This window comes from Pseudomonas sp. Sample_20, from assembly GCF_004307585.1.
GTDB lineage: Bacteria > Pseudomonadota > Gammaproteobacteria > Pseudomonadales > Pseudomonadaceae > Aquipseudomonas > Aquipseudomonas atacamensis.
The window spans coordinates 438,639-457,362 of sequence record NZ_RCOA01000020.1 but is presented as its reverse complement, the minus strand read 5'-3'; the positions used below and the strand labels follow the sequence as shown (position 1 = coordinate 457,362).

At 60.6% G+C, this 18,724-nt stretch carries 15 protein-coding genes and 1 pseudogene; 6 read left to right on the top strand and 10 right to left on the bottom strand.

Annotated elements, in window-relative coordinates:
* Window positions 1-50: 50 nt before the first annotated feature.
* Entirely contained in the window at window positions 51-782 is a 732-nt protein-coding gene (locus D8U70_RS05800) for a DUF2059 domain-containing protein (RefSeq protein WP_024014712.1), read from the top strand.
* 102 nt (window positions 783-884) lie between these two features.
* Here the strand turns inward: D8U70_RS05800 and D8U70_RS05795 are convergent, their stop codons facing one another.
* Window positions 885-1,832: an alpha/beta hydrolase gene (locus D8U70_RS05795; RefSeq protein ID WP_130928463.1), complete on the bottom strand. Its 948-nt coding sequence runs from the start codon at window positions 1,830-1,832 to the stop codon at window positions 885-887.
* Between the two features lie 99 nt (window positions 1,833-1,931).
* Between D8U70_RS05795 and D8U70_RS05790 the strand changes: the two genes are divergently transcribed.
* Both D8U70_RS05790 and D8U70_RS05785 read left to right on the top strand, forming a co-directional pair.
* Entirely contained in the window at window positions 1,932-2,510 is a 579-nt protein-coding gene (locus D8U70_RS05790; RefSeq protein WP_016772668.1) for a DUF6436 domain-containing protein, read from the top strand.
* A gap of 102 nt (window positions 2,511-2,612) precedes the next feature.
* Window positions 2,613-5,021, top strand: a complete 2,409-nt coding sequence (locus D8U70_RS05785; protein WP_130928462.1) for a penicillin acylase family protein — start codon at window positions 2,613-2,615, stop codon at window positions 5,019-5,021.
* A gap of 201 nt (window positions 5,022-5,222) precedes the next feature.
* On the opposite strand, the gene D8U70_RS05780 is transcribed toward D8U70_RS05785, so the two are convergent.
* Entirely contained in the window at window positions 5,223-6,188 is a 966-nt protein-coding gene (locus tag D8U70_RS05780; RefSeq protein WP_130928461.1) for a GlxA family transcriptional regulator, read from the bottom strand.
* 310 nt (window positions 6,189-6,498) lie between these two features.
* Between D8U70_RS05780 and D8U70_RS05770 the strand changes: the two genes are divergently transcribed.
* Window positions 6,499-7,140 carry an HD domain-containing protein gene (locus D8U70_RS05770; RefSeq protein WP_122705625.1) on the top strand — a complete coding sequence of 214 codons (642 nt, stop codon included), beginning with the start codon at window positions 6,499-6,501 and terminating at the stop codon, window positions 7,138-7,140.
* A gap of 174 nt (window positions 7,141-7,314) precedes the next feature.
* Here D8U70_RS05770 and D8U70_RS05765 read toward each other — a convergent pair whose 3' ends face one another.
* The 8 genes and pseudogenes from D8U70_RS05765 to D8U70_RS27935 form a co-directional block, all read right to left on the bottom strand.
* Window positions 7,315-8,205: an ABC transporter permease subunit gene (locus tag D8U70_RS05765; protein WP_122705623.1), complete on the bottom strand. Its 891-nt coding sequence runs from the start codon at window positions 8,203-8,205 to the stop codon at window positions 7,315-7,317.
* The gene (locus D8U70_RS05760) at window positions 8,202-9,083 is read right to left on the bottom strand and encodes an ABC transporter permease subunit (RefSeq protein ID WP_177421658.1); all 882 of its coding nucleotides are present in this window, start codon (window positions 9,081-9,083) and stop codon (window positions 8,202-8,204) included. Before D8U70_RS05760 ends, D8U70_RS05765 begins: the two co-directional genes overlap by 4 nt.
* Window positions 9,084-9,118: 35 nt before the next feature.
* A complete protein-coding gene (potA, locus tag D8U70_RS05755; RefSeq protein ID WP_016772662.1) occupies window positions 9,119-10,261 on the bottom strand; it encodes a polyamine ABC transporter ATP-binding protein in 1,143 nt (380 codons plus the stop codon).
* A 63-nt stretch (window positions 10,262-10,324) separates the two neighbouring features.
* Window positions 10,325-11,422 (bottom strand): polyamine ABC transporter substrate-binding protein, encoded by a 1,098-nt coding sequence (locus D8U70_RS05750; protein WP_130928460.1) that lies wholly within the window; start codon window positions 11,420-11,422, stop codon window positions 10,325-10,327.
* Window positions 11,423-11,608: 186 nt separating this feature from the next.
* Window positions 11,609-12,721, bottom strand: coding sequence for a polyamine ABC transporter substrate-binding protein (locus D8U70_RS05745; protein ID WP_016772660.1), 1,113 nt, complete (start codon window positions 12,719-12,721; stop codon window positions 11,609-11,611).
* A gap of 171 nt (window positions 12,722-12,892) precedes the next feature.
* Entirely contained in the window at window positions 12,893-14,257 is a 1,365-nt protein-coding gene (locus tag D8U70_RS05740; RefSeq protein ID WP_073470991.1) for an aspartate aminotransferase family protein, read from the bottom strand.
* A gap of 56 nt (window positions 14,258-14,313) precedes the next feature.
* The gene (locus tag D8U70_RS05735) at window positions 14,314-15,672 is read right to left on the bottom strand and encodes a glutamine synthetase family protein (RefSeq protein WP_016772658.1); all 1,359 of its coding nucleotides are present in this window, start codon (window positions 15,670-15,672) and stop codon (window positions 14,314-14,316) included.
* Window positions 15,673-16,005: 333 nt separating this feature from the next.
* Window positions 16,006-16,122 (bottom strand): annotated as a pseudogene (locus tag D8U70_RS27935) (gamma-glutamyl-gamma-aminobutyrate hydrolase family protein); the annotation flags it as partial.
* Between the two features lie 278 nt (window positions 16,123-16,400).
* Here D8U70_RS27935 and D8U70_RS05730 point away from each other — a divergent pair.
* Together D8U70_RS05730 and D8U70_RS05725 are read left to right on the top strand one after the other, a co-directional pair.
* A complete protein-coding gene (locus tag D8U70_RS05730) occupies window positions 16,401-17,777 on the top strand; it encodes a glutamine synthetase family protein (protein ID WP_016772657.1) in 1,377 nt (458 codons plus the stop codon).
* A gap of 286 nt (window positions 17,778-18,063) precedes the next feature.
* Window positions 18,064-18,690 carry a TetR/AcrR family transcriptional regulator gene (locus D8U70_RS05725; protein WP_130928459.1) on the top strand — a complete coding sequence of 209 codons (627 nt, stop codon included), beginning with the start codon at window positions 18,064-18,066 and terminating at the stop codon, window positions 18,688-18,690.
* Window positions 18,691-18,724: the final 34 nt, after the last annotated feature.

Genomic DNA, 18,724 nt, shown 5'->3' with positions numbered 1-18,724 from the left:
ACAAGTACCGGCACCGCACGGACAATAGTCCGCTGCTGACAGGAGTCCCTATGCGCCGTTTGCTTTTTTCACTGTTGATGTTCTGCGTATTGCCCGCCTGGGCGGACGGCCACGATCAGTTGTACAAGGTCGCCGGCTGGCCAGAACAACGCGCGCATTTCAACGATGCCCTGAGCGCCGCCCAGCAGCGCTATCAGAACAGCCTGCCGCCTGCGGTATTTCAGGCGCTGGTCAACAACAGCAATCAACGCTTTGCCGCGCAGGCCATGGATCAGCGTGCCGAAGCGCAACTGCGGCAGAAACTCGCCGACCCGAAACCAGCGCTGACCTTCTTCCAGTCACCACTGGGTAAGAAAATCGTCGCCGCCGAATTGCTCGCAACCCGTCGCGATCAACTGGCAAAAAATGCCCAGGGCCTGCCGAAGATGCAGGCCAGCGACAGTCGCTTGCTGATCATCGGCCATCTCGCCCAGGCCCTGCCAGCCCGTGAGGCGGGCGCCGAGGTCAGCCTGGCGATTGCCGGCGTAGCGGCGGACAGCTTGAGTTCGATGATCCCGGGACTGCTCGGCGGTGGACAGGCGCAGGGCATGTTGAACGGTCAGCGCCAGCGGCTGATGGATCAGATCGGCGCCGATCTGAACAACACGCTGCTCTATGTCTATCGCGACTTGTCGGATGAAGAGCTGGAAGAGTTCGCGACATTTGCCGAGTCGACCGAGGGCAAGGCTTATTACCAGGCGGCGCTGGCGGCGATTCGGGCGGGGTTGGCGGTCGGCCAATAATCTTCGTCGCCAGATAAGCCGCCTTCGCGAGCAAGCTCGCTCCCACAGGGTTTGCATTCCAATGTGGGAGCGAGCCTGCTCGCGAAGAGGCCCTCCCAGGCATTAGAGATTCCGGCCCCTGATCCGCTTGCTCAAGAATTCGAAATACTCCTCACGCATCTCCGCCGTTTCATTGGCCAGGTGATGCCGTGCCTCGGCCAGCAGCAGAATCTGCGGCCGGTCGAACTTCCATTTCAACACCTGCAGATTGTGCTGCCAGTCGACTGTCATGTCCGCCTGCCCCTGAATGATCAGCGGCCGTCGCGGACTTTTTTTCGCGTGCTCGACACGGATGATCCAGCGCGACAGCGCGCCCACCCATTTCGTCGGCAGACGTCTTGGCTGCAACGGATCGGCCTGCAGAAACGGCAGAAATTCCGGATCGTTGGAATTCTCGCTAAAGCGTCGCACGACCCCGCGTACAAACGGCCGCAGCAGGTAATAACTCAGCTGCGACCAGCCCCACGCCCTCGGCCTTACCAATGGCGCCAGCAAAATCACCTGCCCTTGCGCCGGGCTGTTCTCGCCATGGTTGAGCAGGTGATCGACGACAATCGCGCCACCGGTGCTTTGCCCGCACAAATGCCAAGGCTGCGGCAGCGCGATCGAGTTCGCTTCAGCGAACAGCGCCTGCAACACATCCTGGTATTCAGAGAAATCACGAATGCTCGCCCGTGGCCCGCTCGACAATCCGTGCCCTGGCAAGTCACAGGCAATCACGGCGAAATCCTGATCCAGCGCCCACTCGATCACATGCCGGTACAGGCCGATGTGATCGTAGTAACCGTGCAGCAGAAACAACGTCGCCTTGACCTTCTCCGGCCACCAGCAATGGCTGACCAGCTCGTAGCCATCGACTTCGAAACGGCCCATGCCGCGCCAGACATCGCGCTCGGCGAAGTCGGTCTTGTAGAAGCGCTGATAAGCCTTCGCCTCATCCGATAACGGCTGCCACTCGGCCAATGGCTTGAGGCTCGCGCGTAAATGATCGGGGTCGAAAGTATCAGGCATGCGGGTATTCCAGAGCGGTAAACGGACTTTATCGGCCTGCGATATTCATCTGTAGAGGCAGACATGGCAAGCTAGCCGGCCTTTCGAGGATCGAAAACCATGCGTTCGCCCTACCGCACCGCACTGTTCGCCAGCCTGCTCGCGCTGATCTGCGCCGGGGTGCTGTGGACGGCATATGACTGGTTTCAGGGCCGCTATCTGCGCGCGTTCAGCGAACATACGGCAGTATTTTCCGGCGACCCGCTGCGCCTGCCGGACAACCTCGCCGGGCCGGGCAATATTCGTCTTGTGCACTTCTGGGACCCGGCCTGTCCGTGCAATGTCGGCAATCAACAGCACCTGAGCGAGATGGTCGAACAGTTCGGCCCTCGCGGCGTGGAGTTCTTCGCCGTGCAAAAGCCCGGCAGCCACGGCCAGTTACCCGCCACCCTCGCCAGCCTGAAAACCATCATCGTCCTGCCCGGCGCCGAACAGATCCCCGCCAGCCCCGCCGTGGCGATCTGGGATCGCAGCGGCAAACTCGCCTACTTCGGCCCGTACAGCGAAGGTTTGACCTGCAACTCCAGCAACAGCTTTATCGAACCGATTCTGCATGCCCTGACGGAAGATCGCCCGGTCAATGCCACGCATACGCTGGCAGTGGGTTGTTATTGCCCGTGGCCGGCGGACGCGAAGTAAGGCATTCCGGACTTTTCAAGGACAGCGCTGCACCGCACAGATGCTCTGTGCTAAATGTTTGCAGCCCGACGGGCGGCCTTTTCGCCTGCACAAGGAGTCACCATGAAGCGTGCGTTGATCGTCGTTGCCTTGCTCATCGTTGTCCTGCTCGGCGCCGCCGGCGGGTATATCTACAGCAAGCAGCCGACGCGCCAGGGCCAGGTCGAGCTGCGCAATCTGCAAGGCTCGGTGACCGTGCGCTACGACGAGCGCGGTGTGCCGCATATCCGCGCCGAGAACGAAACCGACCTCTATCGCGCCCTCGGTTATGTGCACGCGCAGGACCGCCTGTTCCAGATGGAAGCCATGCGCCGCCTCGCCCGGGGCGAGCTGGCCGAAGTGCTCGGGCCGAAACTGCTCGACACCGACAAACTGTTTCGCAGCCTGCGCATTCGCGAGCGCGCGGCCAGTTACGTCGCCAGCCTCGACAGGCAGTCGCCGGCATGGAAGGGCCTGCAAGCCTATCTGGATGGCATCAACCAATATCAGGACACCCACGCCGCGCCGATCGAGTTCGACGTGCTGGGCATCCCCAAGCGGCCGTTCACTGCCGAAGACAGCATCAGCGTCGCCGGCTACATGGCCTACAGCTTTGCCGCCGCGTTTCGCACCGAGCCGCTGCTGACCTACGTGCGCGATCAGCTCGGCGCCGATTACCTCAATGTGTTCGATCTCGACTGGCAGGCCAAAGGCGTTCTGGCCACCGATCACACCCGGCACGCACCGGCCCTCGCCGCCGGCGACTGGCAGGACCTCACCGCCCTCGCCCGCCTCAGCGAACAGGCGCTGCTCGACAACGGCCTGCCGCAGTTCGAGGGCAGCAACGCCTGGGTGATTGCCGGCAGCCGCAGCCAGAGTGGCAAGCCGTTGCTGGCCGGCGATCCGCATATCCGTTTCTCGGTGCCGTCGGTGTGGTACGAGGCGCAGCTGTCGGCACCGGGTTTCGAGTTGTACGGCCATCATCAGGCGCTGGTGCCGTTCGCGTTTCTGGGACACAACCTCGATTTCGGCTGGAGTCTGACCATGTTCCAGAACGACGATCTCGATCTGATCGCCGAGAAGGTCAACCCGGACAACCCCAATCAGGTCTGGTATCGCGGCCAGTGGACCGAGATGCTCGTCAGCGAACAACAGATCAATGTAAAGGGTCAGGCGCCGGTGACTCTCACCTTGCGCCAGTCCCCGCACGGCCCCATCGTCAACGATGCCCTCGGCAGCGCTGCCGGCAAGACCCCGATCGCGATGTGGTGGGCCTTCCTCGAAACACCCAACCCGATCCTCGACGGTTTCTACCAGCTCAACCGCGCCGACACGTTGGCCAAGGCCCGCGCGGCAGCGGCCAAGGTGCAGGCGCCGGGTCTGAATCTGGTGTACGCCAACGCCAAAGGCGATATCGCCTGGTGGGCCTCGGCCCTGCTGCCCAAACGTCCGGCCGGGGTGAAACCGGGCTTCATCCTCGACGGCAGCACGGCTGAAGCGGACAAGGAAGGTTACTTCCCGTTCAGCGCCAACCCGCAGGAAGAGAACCCGGCGCGCGGCTATATCGTCTCGGCCAACTTCCAGCCCGTGTCGCCGACCGGCATGGAGATTCCCGGTTACTACAACCTTGCCGATCGCGGTCAGCAGCTTGACCGTCAGCTCAGCGACAACCGGGTGAAGTGGAGCAACGAGTCCAACCAGCAACTGCAGCTGGGCACGGCGACCGGTTACGGCCCGCGTCTGTTGGCGCCGCTGTTGCCGGTGTTGCGTGAGGTGGTCAGTGATCCGGCGCAACTGAAACTGGTCGAGCAACTGGCGCAGTGGCCTGGCGACTATCCGCTGAATTCGATCAGCGCGACGCTGTTCAACCAGTTCCTCTACGACCTTGCCGATGCGGCGATGCGCGATGAGTTGGGCAATGACTTCTTCGAAACACTGCTGTCGACGCGGGTGATCGATTCGGCGCTGCCACGCCTGGCGGCCAAGGCGGATTCACCGTGGTGGGACAATCGCAGCACGCCAGCCAAAGAAACCCGCGCCGATGTCGTGCGCACGGCGTGGGCGGCGAGCATGGCGCATCTGAAACTGACCCTCGGCGATAACGTGGCCGGTTGGCAGTGGGGCGCGGCGCACACCCTCACCCACGGCCATCCGCTGGGGCAGCAGAAGCCGCTGGATCGCCTGTTCAACGTCGGCCCGTTCGCAGCGCCGGGCAGCCACGAAGTGCCGAACAACCTCTCGGCGAAGATCGGCCCGGCGCCATGGCCGGTGACCTATGGACCGTCGACGCGACGTCTGGTGGATTTTGCCGATCCGGTGCATGGCCTGACGATCAACCCGGTCGGCCAAAGTGGCGTGCCACTGGACAGTCACTATGACGACCAGGCCGAGGCGTATGTGGAGGGGATATATGTGCAGGCGCATTTCAGCGAGGAAGAGGTGCTGGCGAATACGCGCAGTACGTTGAAGCTGTTGCCTGCGCGCAAGCCCTGAAGAGCCCCTCACCCTAGCCCTCTCCCAGAGGGAGAGGGGACCGATTGGGGGATATTGGGGAGAAACGCCGACGTGCAAGATTGGCACCGAATCCATAATCGATAAGGTCTTTCAGGTCGATGTAACACGCCAGACAACGCGGTCGGCCCCCTCTCCCTCTGGGAGAGGGCTGGGGTGAGGGCTTTCGAGCTCAAGCCCGGATCAAACATCCAGCGCAAAATTCAGCCGAAACTGCTGGGGCGTCACGCCCAAGCGCCGGTTGAACACACTGCGCATATGCTGCGCATCACGAAACCCGCACTGATAGGCCACGGTCTTCAGCGGCGCCGTGGTGCTTTCCAGCATGACCCGCGCCGCATCCACCCGCGCCCGTTCGACAAACTCCGCCGGTGTCACTTTCGCTTCTCGCGCAAACACCCGGGAGAAATTGCGCGCACTCATGTTCGCGGCATTGGCCAGATCGGCGATCGTCAGATCGCCAGTGAGGTTGGCCAGCACATACAACTGCACCAGCGCCACCGCTGACGTCGGCTCGGCATGCGGCGTGAGGAACGGGCTGAACTGCGATTGCCCGCCCGAGCGCTGGGTGAACACCACCAGCCGTTTCGCCACACTCAGCGCGACCTCGGCACCGTGGTCGCGCGCCAGCAAGTACAACGACAGATCGATGCCTGCCGTGACCCCGGCCGAGGTATAGAGCGCGCCGTCCTCGACATACAGGCGATCCGCCTCGACCCGCGTGGTCGGGCACAACTGCGCCAACGCCTCGGCATCGTTCCAGTGCGTGGTGACAGTGCGCCCCTCGAGCAAACCGGCGCGGGCGAGCATGAACGCGCCATTGCAGATCGAGCCGAACCGCCGGGCGCGGCCACAGGCTTCACGCAGCCAGGCATCGAACGTGGGGCCAAAATCCATGAACGGCAATTGCGGGCCGCCGGCGACCAGCAACAGGTCGTAAGCTTCGGTTGTTTCGCTGAAATGGCGGTGGGCATTCAGGCTCATTCCGTTGGAACAGGCCATCGGTCCATGCTCGACGCCGATCACTTGCAAGCGATAGTGCTCCTGCGGCGCAAGAAAGCGGTTGGCTTCGGCGAACACGTCCATCGGGCCGCTGACGTCCAGTGACTGCACGCCGGGGAACACCACAATGGCGACGGATTTGTTCATGACTGAAACGTCCTCGATCCTTTGGCAAACACACATACCCGTGGGAGCGAGCTTGCTCGCGAAGAGGCCAACACACGCAACATAGCTGTCGAATGAGAAACCGCTTTCGCGAGCAAGCTCGCTCCCACATGGGCCATGTCCAACTGGTTGGTCGAGCTAACCCTGGCCAGCCCACACCCGACAAGTGAGCTTGGCACGATTTGCCGGTGCAATGGCAAGGATCGCAGCCACGCCTCGATTGTTCGCCTTTCGCGCCGAGAACAGACTTTCCCCAGCAGCGCCACCACGGCGTTTTGATGAGGAAACCGTTATGACCAGCACTATCGCCGGCATCAAGATCCCTGACAGCGCCCTCGCCCGGGCCACCACCGAGTACATTCGCGACATCGAATCCGACCTGCTTTATCACCACTCGCGCCGGGTGTTTCTGTTCGGCGCGTTAAGCGGTGGGCGTCAGCAACTGACCTATGACCCAGAGTTGCTGTACGTCGGTGCGATGTTCCACGACCTCGGCCTGGTCGCAGGTCATCGCAGCGATGACGAGCGCTTTGAAGTGGACGGCGCAAATGCCGCCGCAGCCTTTCTCAAACCGTACGGGCTGAGCGACGACGACATCGAGCAGGTGTGGCTGTCGATCGCATTGCACACCACGCCGGGCGTACCCAGGCATCTGCGCCCGACCGTCGCGCTGGTGACCGCCGGGGTGGAGATGGACGTGCTGGGCATGGACTACGCGGCGTTCAGCAGCGTGCAGCGCGAAGCGGTGGTGCATGCGCATCCACGTGGGGAGGGTTTCAAGGAGTGCATCATCTGCGCGTTCGCCGACGGCTTGCGTCATCGCCCGCAGACCACGTTTGGCAATGTGAAGACTGATGTGCTGGTGGATCAGGAGCCGGGGTTCAAACCGATGAATTTCGTCGAGGTCATCCGCCAGTCTCCCTGGACTGCTTAAAACCAGATTTGGAGCTGGGCCCTGTGGCGAGGGGATTTATCCCCGTTGGGTTGCGAAGCGACCCCAAAAAAAAGGCCTGCTGCGCAGTCCATCGGGGATAAATCCCCTCACCACAAAAGCCCGCTCCCACATTTTGATTTGGGTTGGCCTCAGGAATGAAACCAACCCGCCGGCTCACACAGTCTGTGGCGCAGGCGCGCGACGTGCGTCCGGTTGCTTCCACGAATCAGCCGCGCTTTCTTCGATGGCTTGCTGGATGGCTTTCTTGCGGGCTTCTTCGGCGCGGCGGCTGAAGAACCAGACGAGGAAGGTCACCAGCGACACCGCCAGCAGAATCAGACTGGCCACGGCGTTGATCTCCGGCTTCACACCCAGGCGCACGGCCGAGAACACTTCCATCGGCAGGGTCGTCGAACCCGGGCCGGACACGAAGCTCGCCAGCACCAGGTCATCTAGCGACAGTGCGAACGACATCATCCCGCCCGCCGCCAGCGATGGCGCGATCATCGGGATGGTGATCAGGAAGAACACCTTCCACGGCCGTGCACCCAGGTCCATCGCCGCCTCTTCGATCGACAGGTCCAGCTCACGCAAGCGCGCCGACACCACCACCGCCACATACGCCGCGCAGAACGTGGTGTGGGCGATCCAGATGGTGACGATGCCGCGCTCCTGCGGCCAGCCGATCATCTGCGCCATGGCCACGAACAGCAGCAACAGCGACAGACCGGTGATCACTTCCGGCATCACCAGTGGTGCAGTCACCAGGCCACCGAACAGCGTACGGCCCTTGAAGCGCGTAATACGGGTCAGCACGAACGCTGCCAGGGTACCCAGTGCCACCGCCGCCACGGCGGTGTAGCAGGCGATTTCCAGCGAGCGCAACACCGAGCCCATCAGTTGCGAGTTGTCGAGCAGGCCGACGTACCACTTCACCGACCAGCCGCCCCACACCGTCACCAGTTTCGAGGCGTTGAACGAGTAGATCACCAGGATCAGCATCGGCAGATAGATGAACAGCAGACCCAATACCAGCATCAGGCTGGAGAAACGGAAGCGTTTCATTCTTTACCCTCCATTTCCTTGGCCTGACTGCGGTTGAACAGAATGATCGGCACAATCAGGATCGCCAGCATCACCACCGCCAGCGCGGACGCCACCGGCCAGTCGCGGTTGTTGAAGAACTCTTGCCACAACACCTTACCGATCATCAGGGTTTCCGGGCCGCCGAGCAGTTCCGGGATCACGAACTCGCCGACCACAGGAATGAATACCAGCATGCAGCCGGCGATGATGCCGTTCTTGGACAATGGAATGGTGATTTTCCAGAAGCTGTTGAAGGTGCTCGAACCCAGATCCGAGGCGGCTTCCAGCAGACTCTGATCGTGTTTGACCAGGTTGGCGTACAGCGGCAGGATCATGAACGGCAGGTACGAATAGACAATCCCGATGTACACCGCCAGGTTGGTATTGAGAATCTGCAGCGGCTCGTCGATCAGGCCCATGCTCATCAGGAAGCCGTTGAGCAGGCCGTTGTTGCTGAGGATGCCCATCCACGCGTACACGCGGATCAGGATCGCCGTCCAGGTCGGCATCATGATCAGCAGCACCAGTACCGTTTGCAGCTCTTTGCGCGCGCTGGCGATGGCGTAGGCCATCGGGTAACCGATCAGCAGGCAGAGCACGGTGCTGATAAAAGCCATTTTCAGCGAGCCAAGATAGGCCGCGATGTACAGCTCGTCGTCACCAAGTAACGCGTAGTTGCCCAGGTTCAGCAGCACTTGCAGCTTCTGCTCGGCGTAGGTGTAGATCTCGGTGTAAGGCGGGATCGCCACGTCGGCTTCGGCGAAGCTGATCTTCAGGACGATGAAGAACGGCAGCATGAAGAACAGGAACAGCCAGATGAACGGCACCCCGATGACCATCTGCCGGCCATTGGGGATGATTCGGTTTATACGGCGTTTGAATTTGCGCATATTCATGAGCGAAGTACCACGCCGCTATCGTCTTCCCACCACACGTAGACCTGATCGCCCCAGGTCGGACGCGCGCCGCGACGTTCGGCGTTGGCGACGAACGACTGCACCAGTTTGCCGCTCGGCAATTCGACGTAGAACACCGAGTGTCCGCCCAGATAAGCGATGTCGTGGACCTTGCCGCTCGACCAGTTGTACTCGCAGGTCGGCATGTCGGCGGTGACCAGCAGTTTTTCCGGGCGAATCGCGTAGGTGACCGACTTGTCCTGCACCGAGGTGCTGATGCCGTGGCCGACGTAGATCTGCCGGTCGAGGTCCTTGCAGGTAATGGTCGCGTGGCCTTCGGCGTCGTCGATCACTTCGCCTTCGAAGATGTTGACGTTGCCGATGAATTCGCAGACCAGACGGCTGGTCGGGGTTTCGTAGATGTCGATCGGACTGCCGATTTGCGCGATCCAACCGAGGTGCATGATCGCGATGCGCTCGGCCATGGTCATGGCTTCTTCCTGGTCGTGGGTGACCATGACGCAGGTCACGCCAACGCGCTCGATGATTTCCACCAGTTCCAGTTGCATCTGCGAACGCAGTTTCTTGTCCAGTGCACCCATCGGTTCGTCGAGCAGCAACAACTTCGGGCGCTTGGCCAGCGAGCGGGCCAGGGCCACGCGCTGACGCTGACCGCCGGACAGTTGATGCGGCTTGCGCTTGGCGTACTGGCTCATCTGCACCAGCTTGAGCATCTCGGCCACGCGGGCGTCGATTTCAGCCTTGGGGATCTTGTCCTGCTGCAGGCCGAAGGCAATGTTCTGCGCCACGGTCATGTGCGGGAACAGTGCGTAGGACTGAAACATCATGTTGATCGGACGGTCGTACGGCGGCATGTCGGTGATGTCGACGCCGTCGAGGAAAATCCGCCCTTCCGTGGGCCGTTCGAAGCCTGCAAGCATCCGTAGCAAGGTGGATTTGCCCGATCCCGAACCGCCGAGCAGAGCAAAAATTTCGCCCTTCTTGATTTCCAGGGACACGTCGTCCACGGCAATCGTCTCGTCGAACTTCTTCGTGACCCGGTCGATTTTGACCAGCACCTGTTTTGGTGTCTGGTCGCCCTCGAGGGCTTTCTTGTAGGCGCCGGAGGCAACTGCCATTTACGAAACTCCCAACAGAAGCAGCAGTTCGCCCCGCAAGACGAACCCTGGATAGTTTGTGCGTTATTTGCCCGACTTGACCTTGGTCCAGCTACGGGTCATCAAACGCTGAATATTGGCTGGCAACTCGGTCGACACGTAGGTCTTGTCGAGGACTGCTTGCGGCGGGTAAACCGCTTCATCGGTGCGAATGGATTGTTCCATCAGCTTGTCCGAACCCGGGTTGGGGTTGGCGTAACCGACGTAATCACTGACCTGGGCGATCACCTCAGGTTTCAGCAAATAGTTGATGAAGGCGTGGGCTTCCTTGACGTTGGACGAATCCTTGGGGATCGCCAGCATGTCGAACCACAGCGCGCCGCCCTCTTTCGGGATCGAATAGGCGATGTTGACGCCCTTCTTGGCTTCCTCGGCACGGTTCTTCGCCTGGAAGATGTCGCCGGAGAAACCGATGGCCACGCAGATGTCGCCGTTGGCCAGATCGCCGATGTACTTCGAGGAATGGAAATAGGTCACGTAGGGACGCACCGCGAGCAGCTTGGCGGTGGCCTTTTCGTAGTCCTTGGTGTTGGTGCTGTTGGCGTTCAGGCCCAGGTAATTGAGCATGGTCGGCATCATTTCGTCAGCCGAATCGAGGAACGCGACACCGCAACTGTGCAGCTTCTTGATGTTTTCCGGCTCGAACAGCACGGCCCAGGAATCGATCTTGTCGATACCGAGCACGGCCTTGACCTTGTCGACGTTGTAGCCGATGCCGTTGGTGCCCCACAGATACGGCACGGCGTAGAGGTTGCCGGGGTCGTTCTGTTCCAGGCGCTTGAGCAGCACCGGGTCGAGGTTGGAATAATTCGGCAGCTGCGACTTGTCGAGCTTCTGGAACGCGCCCGCCTTGATCTGCTTGCCAAGGAAGTGGTTCGAGGGCACGACCACGTCGTAACCGGTGCGCCCGGCGAGCAGCTTGCCTTCCAGGGTTTCGTTGGAGTCGAAAACGTCGTAGACCGGTTTGATCCCGGTCTCTTTCTCGAAGTCGGCCAGGGTCGATTCGCCGATGTAATCGGACCAGTTATAAATATGCACCGTACCGGCGGCCTGGGCTCCGACAGCGATTGTCAGGCCGGCAGCGGCCAGCAGGGCTTTGCGCAAAGAAGAAAATACAGGCAAGTGGAGGTCCTCTAAATGGATTGGGCCCAAGTTGCCCCGCGCTGCATGACAGCCATGGCTGCCCGACAACAAAACCGGCGCGCAACTTACCCTCGAAAAACCGATCCAGCAAAACTTTCTGTCATTTAATTATCCGCTGGCCGCCGCCGCGACGACGACGGCCAGTGGTTGTGGCGACAAACCGGCTTATTTGCCCGATTTGATCTTGGTCCAGCTACGGGTGATCAGGCGCAGTGTGGCGGCGTCCAGATCGCTGATCGCATAGAGCTGTTTCTTCACTTCAGCCGAAGGATAGATGCTCGGGTCGCTGGTGATGTCCTTGTCCACCATAGGCGTCGCCGCCTTGTTGCCGTTCGGGAAACGCACGGCGTTGGTGATGCCGGCCATCACTTGCGGCTCCATCAGGTAGTTCATGAACTTGTAGGCGGCTTCGACGTTTTCGGCATCCTTGGGAATGGCGACCATGTCATAGAAAGTACCGGCGCCTTCTTTCGGAATGGTGTAGGCCAGTTTGACCTTGTCACCGGCTTCCTGAGCGCGGGTCTTGGATTGCTCCAGGTCACCCGAGTAACCGACGGCGACGCAGATGTTGCCGTTGGCCAGGTCGGAGATGTACTTGGAAGAGTGGAAGTAGGCGACCGACGGACGGATCTTCAGGAACAGGTCTTCGGCGGCTTTCAGATCAGCCTTGTCCTTGCTGTTGGTCGGCTTGCCCAGATAGTGCAATGCCGCCGGAATCATTTCGGTCGGGGCATCGAGGAAGCTCACGCCGCAGCTTTTGAGTTTCTCGATGTTTTCCGGCTTGAACACCACGTCCCACGAATCGATCTTGTCGATACCCAGCGCAGCCTTGACCTTGGCCGGGTTGTAGCCGATGCCGATCGAGCCCCACATGTACGGGAAGGCGTGTTTGTTGCCCTGGTCGCTGGCATCGCCAACGGCCTTGAGCAGGTCTTCGTCGAGGTTTTTCCAGTTCGGCAGCTTGGACTTGTCCAGCTCCTGGTAAACCCCGGCCTTGATCTGCTTGGCGAGGAAATTGTTGGAAGGCACCACGATGTCGTAACCGGACTTGCCGGCCAGCAGTTTGGCTTCCAGGGTTTCGTTACTGTCAAAGACGTCGTAGACGACTTTGATTCCGGTGGCTTTTTCGAAGTTGGCCACGGTGTCCGGCGCGATGTAGTCGGACCAGTTGTAGACGTGCAGCACCTTGTCGTCCGCGTGCACCGCACCCGCCATCATGCCCGCCATGGACAGCGCGAGCAGAGTCTTGCCAGCTAGCTTTTTACCTAATGCCTTCATGCGTCATGCTCCAAATTTTTCTTTTTTGAACCACTTTGTTCAGCGGCCGAACCCGGACAACTGGAACCGCGGCTAGTCTGGCAAGATCCGAGGCGGTCTTTCAACAAAAGACCAGCCTTTCTGACAGCTTTGAGCGAGTGCGCCGCAGCTCCCCCGCCCAAAGCCTAGCACCTAGGCCTGCAGCGCATTGAGGGTCAGGTCCAGACACTTGCGTGCTTTTGTAACCAGCTCATCGATCTCCGCTTTGCTGATCACCAGCGGCGGCGCGATGATCATGGTGTCGCCGACTGCGCGCATGATCAGGCCGTTGTCGAAGCAGAACTGCCGGCAGATCATGCCCACGCCCTTGCCTTCGTAACGCTTGCGCGTGGCCTTGTCTTGCACCAGCTCGATCGCCCCCAGCAGACCGACGCCGCGAACTTCACCCACCAACGGGTGATCATTCAGCTCGCGCAGACGTTTCTGCAAATACGGTGCCGTTTCGTTGTGGGCGTTCTCGATAATTTTTTCGTCGCGCAGGATGCGGATGTTTTCCAGGCCCACCGCGGCTGCCACCGGGTGACCGGAGTAGGTGAAGCCGTGGTTGAAATCGCCGCCTTCATTGAGCACGGCCACCACCGAATCACGCACGATCAATCCGCCCATGGGGATGTAGCCGGAGGTCAGGCCTTTGGCGATGGTCATCATGTGCGGCTTGAGGTCGTAGAAATCGCTACCGAACCACTCACCGGTACGGCCGAAGCCGCAGATCACTTCGTCGGCAACAAAGAGGATGTCGTACTTGGCGAGGATTTCCTTGATGCGCGGCCAGTAGGTATCAGGCGGAATGATCACGCCGCCGGCACCCTGGATCGGCTCGGCAATAAAGGCACCGACGTTGTCGACGCCGACTTCGAGAATCTTTTCTTCGAGCTGATTGGCCGCCCAGATGCCGAACTCTTCCGGCGACATGTCGCCGCCTTCGGCAAACCAGTACGGCTGGGCGATGTGGACGATGCCCGGAATCGGCAGGTCGCCCTGCTCGTGCATATAAGTCATGCCGCCGAGGCTCGCGCCGGCCACGGTCGAACCGTGATAACCGTTCTTGCGGCTGATGATGACTTTCTTGTTCGGCTGGCCCTTGATCGCCCAGTAGTGACGGACCATGCGCAGCATGGTGTCGTTGCCTTCGGAGCCGGAACCGGTGAAGAACACGTGGTTCATGCCTTCTGGCGCCACGTCGGCAATCGACTTGGCCAGTTCCAGTGCCGGCGGGTGTGCGGTCTGGAAGAACAGGTTGTAGTACGGCAGTTCGCGCATCTGTTTGGCGGCGGCATCGGCCAGTTCATCGCGACCGTAACCGATCGCCACGCACCAGAGGCCGGCCATGCCGTCGAGGATCTTGTTGCCTTCGCTGTCCCACAGATAAACGCCCTTGGCGTTGGTGATGATCCGCGGGCCCTTCTCTTTCAGTTGCTTGAAGTCGCTGAACGGGGCCAGGTGGTGATCGCTGCTCAGCGCTTGCCACTCACGGGTTTGCGGGTTGTTGCTGGTCATGCCAATTCTCCTTGTTATCGGTGAAGGCGCGACGGCTGGCCGCCGCGCCCGGCGTATCAGACGGCGAAGAGCAGGTACTCACGCTCCCAGGAACTGATCACGCGCTTGAAGTTTTCATGCTCGGCCCGCTTGACCGCGACGTAGCCGGTGATGAAGGTCTTGCCGAGGTACTTCTCGATGGTCGCGCTGTTTTCCATGCGCTCCAGCGCGTCCTCGATGGTCAGCGGCAGGCGCAGGTTGCGGCGCTCGTATCCACGGCCGACCACAGGCGCGCTCGGGTTCAGGCCCTCGACCATGCCGATGTAACCGCAGAGCAGGCTCGCGGCGATCGCCAGGTATGGGTTGGCGTCGGCGCCCGGCAGGCGGTTTTCCACGCGGCGGTTCTGCGGGCCGGCATCCGGTACGCGCAGGCCGACGGTACGGTTCTCTTCGCCCCACTCGACGTTTACCGGTGCCGAAGTGTCCGGGAGGAAGCGGCGGAACGAGTTGACGTTCGGCGCGAACAGCGGCAACAGCTCGGGAATCAGTTTCTGCAGACCACCGATGTGGTGCAGGAACAACTGGCTCATGGTCCCGTCTTCGTTGGAGAAGACGTTCTTGCCGGTCTGAATGTCGATGATGCTCTGGTGCAGGTGCATCGCGCTGCCCGGCTCGCCGGTCATCGGCTTGGCCATGAATGTCGCTGCCACGTCGTGCTTGAGCGCGGCTTCACGCATGGTGCGCTTGAACACCAGAATCTGATCGGCCAGCGACAGGGCGTCACCGTGACGGAAGTTGATTTCCATCTGCGCCGTGCCGTCCTCGTGGATCAGCGTGTCGAGGTCCAGCTCCTGCAATTCGCACCAGTCGTAGACGTCTTCGAACAGCGGGTCGAATTCGTTGGCCGCTTCAATGGAGAACGACTGCCGGCCGATTTCCGGACGGCCCGAGCGGCCGATCGGCGGCTGCAACGGATAGTCGGGGTCGTCGCTGCGCTTGGTCAGGTAGAACTCCATTTCCGGCGCCACGATCGGCTGCCAGCCCTTGTCGGCATACAGCTTCAAGACTTTCTTGAGGACGTTGCGCGGCGACAGCTCGATCGGGTTGCCTTGCTTGTCGTAGGTGTCGTGGATCACCTGCGCGGTCGGTTCGATGGCCCACGGCACCAGGTACACGGCGTTCTGGTCGGGACGGCAGATCATGTCGATGTCGGCCGGGTCGAGCAGTTCGTAATAGATGTCGTCTTCGACGTAGTCGCCGGTCACGGTCTGCAGCAGCACGCTCTCCGGCAGACGCATGCCTTTCTCGGCGATGAACTTGTTGGTCGGCGAAATCTTGCCACGGGTAATACCGGTCAAGTCGCCGATCATGCATTCGACTTCTGTGATCTTGCGGTCTTTCAACCAATCGGTGAGCTGGTCGAGGTTGTTACTCATAAATGCCTCTGGGCTGAGTCTCCTGACGCGATGTCAGGCAATTTTGACGCTTGCGGCGTCGCGTTGAAGGGGGCTTGCTCGCGCAGTGCCGGCTTACGCCTGGCACCGCGCATAGACAATGAAAGAGGAGCTTACCTGCCCTTGACGCTGGCGTTGCATTTCCCGTGCACTTTGCAAACGTGCAGAATCACAAGCATGACGCTGAGTGCGGCACGGGCTTTGGGAGGGAAAGAGTTCTATAGTGAAAGGAGACGCCATAAAGCGGATGCTGTGCCCGACGTCCAGAATATCGGACGCTGCCGTTTTGCCGGATGTTGACGAGCGTGTCGTCAACAGGCTGCGCGCCTTGCTGGCTGCGCTACGGACGGTTTGATCGCCACTGATGTGATGAGCATGCAGACCGGACTGTTGCGAGCAGTCGGTGATGCCGATTAACGGCAGGCGAGACATGAAGCACCCCGGTATTATTGCTGTTATGGGTTTGACCGGAGCTTAGCCTTGTTCATTTTTTTACACAACTCCCCCGTAAAAAATACAACACGGCCTGCTCAAGCCCGCAGCTGAGCAACGTTCAAGGTTTGGAAAAACGCCCCAAAGTGCCCCATAAATGCCCTTCAAGCGCTTTTTCGGGGCAAAAAAGGCCTCGCTTGACTTCGGCAGGCCGTTCGGGTTGACTGAAACCAGAAAAGATCAATGATTGATATTTTTAACAACAAAGGTGTTGCATCATGTCGGTACCCCCGCGTGCCGTTCAGCTTAACGAAGCGAACGCGTTCCTTAAGGAACATCCTGAGGTTCTGTACGTTGACCTTCTGATTGCGGATATGAATGGTGTGGTGCGCGGCAAGCGCATCGAACGCACCAGCCTCCACAAGGTTTACGAGAAAGGCATCAACCTGCCGGCCTCTCTATTTGCTCTGGATATCAATGGCTCCACGGTGGAAAGCACCGGTCTGGGCCTGGACATCGGCGACGCCGATCGCATCTGCTATCCGATCCCCGATACCCTGTGCAACGAGCCATGGCAGAAGCGCCCGACCGCGCAGCTGTTGATGACCATGCACGAACTCGAAGGCGATCCGTTCTTCGCCGATCCCCGTGAAGTGCTGCGCCAGGTGGTGACCAAGTTCGACGAGCTCGGCCTGACCATCTGCGCCGCCTTCGAACTCGAGTTCTACCTGATCGACCAGGAAAACGTGAACGGCCGTCCGCAGCCGCCACGCTCGCCGATCTCCGGCAAACGCCCGCACTCGACGCAGGTCTACCTGATCGACGACCTCGACGAATACGTCGACTGCCTTCAGGACATTCTGGAAGGTGCCAAAGAGCAAGGCATCCCGGCCGATGCGATCGTCAAGGAAAGTGCCCCGGCGCAGTTCGAAGTGAACCTGCACCACGTTGCCGACCCGATCAAGGCCTGCGACTATGCCGTCCTGCTCAAGCGTCTGATCAAGAACATCGCCTACGACCATGAAATGGACACCACCTTCATGGCCAAGCCGTATCCGGGCCAGGCGGGCAATGGTCTGCACGTACACATTTCGATTCTGGACAAAGCCGGCAAAAACATTTTTGCCAGCGAGGATCCCGAGCAGAACGCCGCGCTGCGTCACGCGATCGGCGGTGTGCTCGAGACCCTGCCGGCGCAGATGGCTTTCCTCTGCCCGAACGTCAACTCCTACCGTCGCTTCGGCGCGCAGTTCTACGTACCGAACTCGCCGTGCTGGGGCCTGGACAACCGCACCGTGGCGATCCGCGTACCGACCGGCTCTGCCGATGCCGTACGTATCGAGCACCGCGTGGCCGGCGCCGACGCCAACCCGTACCTGCTGATGGCTTCGGTACTGGCCGGCGTGCACCACGGCCTGGTCAACAAGATCGAACCGGGCGCGCCTGTCGAAGGCAACAGCTACGAGCAGAACGAACAGAGCCTGCCGAACAACTTGCGCGATGCCCTGCGCGAGCTGGACGACAGCGAGGTGATGGCCAAGTACATCGATCCGAAGTACATCGATATCTTCGTCGCCTGCAAGGAAAGCGAGCTGGAGGAGTTCGAACACTCCATCTCCGACCTTGAGTACAACTGGTATCTGCATACCGTTTAAACGGATTACAGCTTCAGGAAAAACGCCGTTGGCTGATTCAGCCAGCGGCGTTTTTTTATGGCCGAACACAAAACCTGTGGCGAGGGGATTTATCCCCGTTGGGTTGCGAAGCAGCCCCAAATCCATCCCACTCGGTGTGTCAGGAATACCCGGCTCTCAGGGTTTACGACTGCTGCGCAGCCGAACGGGGCGGTGCGACGTTTCGCTAAATCCCCTCGCTACAGGGTACTGGCAGACAACACCTGAACCGCCTCGTACAATGCCCGCTGCCCCGCAGGAGACTTCCATGACGCGTCCCGCCACCGTTCGCAAACCCCGTGCCCGCAGTCAGGCGCGGATCGATTCGATCCTCGATGCCGCGCGCACGCTGCTGGCGGCCGAGGGCGTGGCCAGTCTGTCGATTTACAGCGTCGCCGACCGCGCGCAGATTCCGCCCTCCTCCGTGTATCACTTCTTCGCCAGCGTACCGGCGCTGCTCGAAGCGCTGACCGCCGATGTCCACGCAGCCTTCCGCGCCTGCCTGCAAGCGCCGATCGATCACGATGCTTTGCGTGACTGGCGTGACCTGTCGCGACTGGTCGAACAGCGCATGCTCGAGATTTACGACGAAGACGCCGCCGCGCGGCAATTGATCCTGGCGCAACACGGCCTGACCGAAGTGACCCAGGCTGACCGCCAGCACGATCTGGAACTGGGCGACCTGATGCACAAGCTGTTCGACCAGCATTTCGAATTGCCGAGGCTGCCGGACGATGTCGATGTGTTTGCCCTGGCGATGGAACTGGGCGACCGGGTTTATGCCCGTTCGGTGCAGCAGCACGGGCAGATCACCCCGCGCATGGCCGAGGAAGGGATGCGGGTGTTTGATGCCTATATCGGGTTGTATCTGCCGCCGTATCTGCCCAAGCGCTGAGACATGATCGTTCCCACGCTCTGCGTGGGAACGA

Coding starts and splice junctions, on each gene's coding strand:
- D8U70_RS05800 (WP_024014712.1), top strand. CDS start 51: ATGCGCCGTTTGCTTTTTTCACTGTTGATGTTCTGCGTATTGCCCGCC.
- D8U70_RS05795 (WP_130928463.1), bottom strand. CDS start 1,832: ATGCCTGATACTTTCGACCCCGATCATTTACGCGCGAGCCTCAAGCCA.
- D8U70_RS05790 (WP_016772668.1), top strand. CDS start 1,932: ATGCGTTCGCCCTACCGCACCGCACTGTTCGCCAGCCTGCTCGCGCTG.
- D8U70_RS05785 (WP_130928462.1), top strand. CDS start 2,613: ATGAAGCGTGCGTTGATCGTCGTTGCCTTGCTCATCGTTGTCCTGCTC.
- D8U70_RS05780 (WP_130928461.1), bottom strand. CDS start 6,188: ATGAACAAATCCGTCGCCATTGTGGTGTTCCCCGGCGTGCAGTCACTG.
- D8U70_RS05770 (WP_122705625.1), top strand. CDS start 6,499: ATGACCAGCACTATCGCCGGCATCAAGATCCCTGACAGCGCCCTCGCC.
- D8U70_RS05765 (WP_122705623.1), bottom strand. CDS start 8,205: ATGAAACGCTTCCGTTTCTCCAGCCTGATGCTGGTATTGGGTCTGCTG.
- potA (WP_016772662.1), bottom strand. CDS start 10,261: ATGGCAGTTGCCTCCGGCGCCTACAAGAAAGCCCTCGAGGGCGACCAG.
- D8U70_RS05745 (WP_016772660.1), bottom strand. CDS start 12,721: ATGAAGGCATTAGGTAAAAAGCTAGCTGGCAAGACTCTGCTCGCGCTG.
- D8U70_RS05740 (WP_073470991.1), bottom strand. CDS start 14,257: ATGACCAGCAACAACCCGCAAACCCGTGAGTGGCAAGCGCTGAGCAGC.
- D8U70_RS05735 (WP_016772658.1), bottom strand. CDS start 15,672: ATGAGTAACAACCTCGACCAGCTCACCGATTGGTTGAAAGACCGCAAG.
- D8U70_RS05730 (WP_016772657.1), top strand. CDS start 16,401: ATGTCGGTACCCCCGCGTGCCGTTCAGCTTAACGAAGCGAACGCGTTC.
- D8U70_RS05725 (WP_130928459.1), top strand. CDS start 18,064: ATGACGCGTCCCGCCACCGTTCGCAAACCCCGTGCCCGCAGTCAGGCG.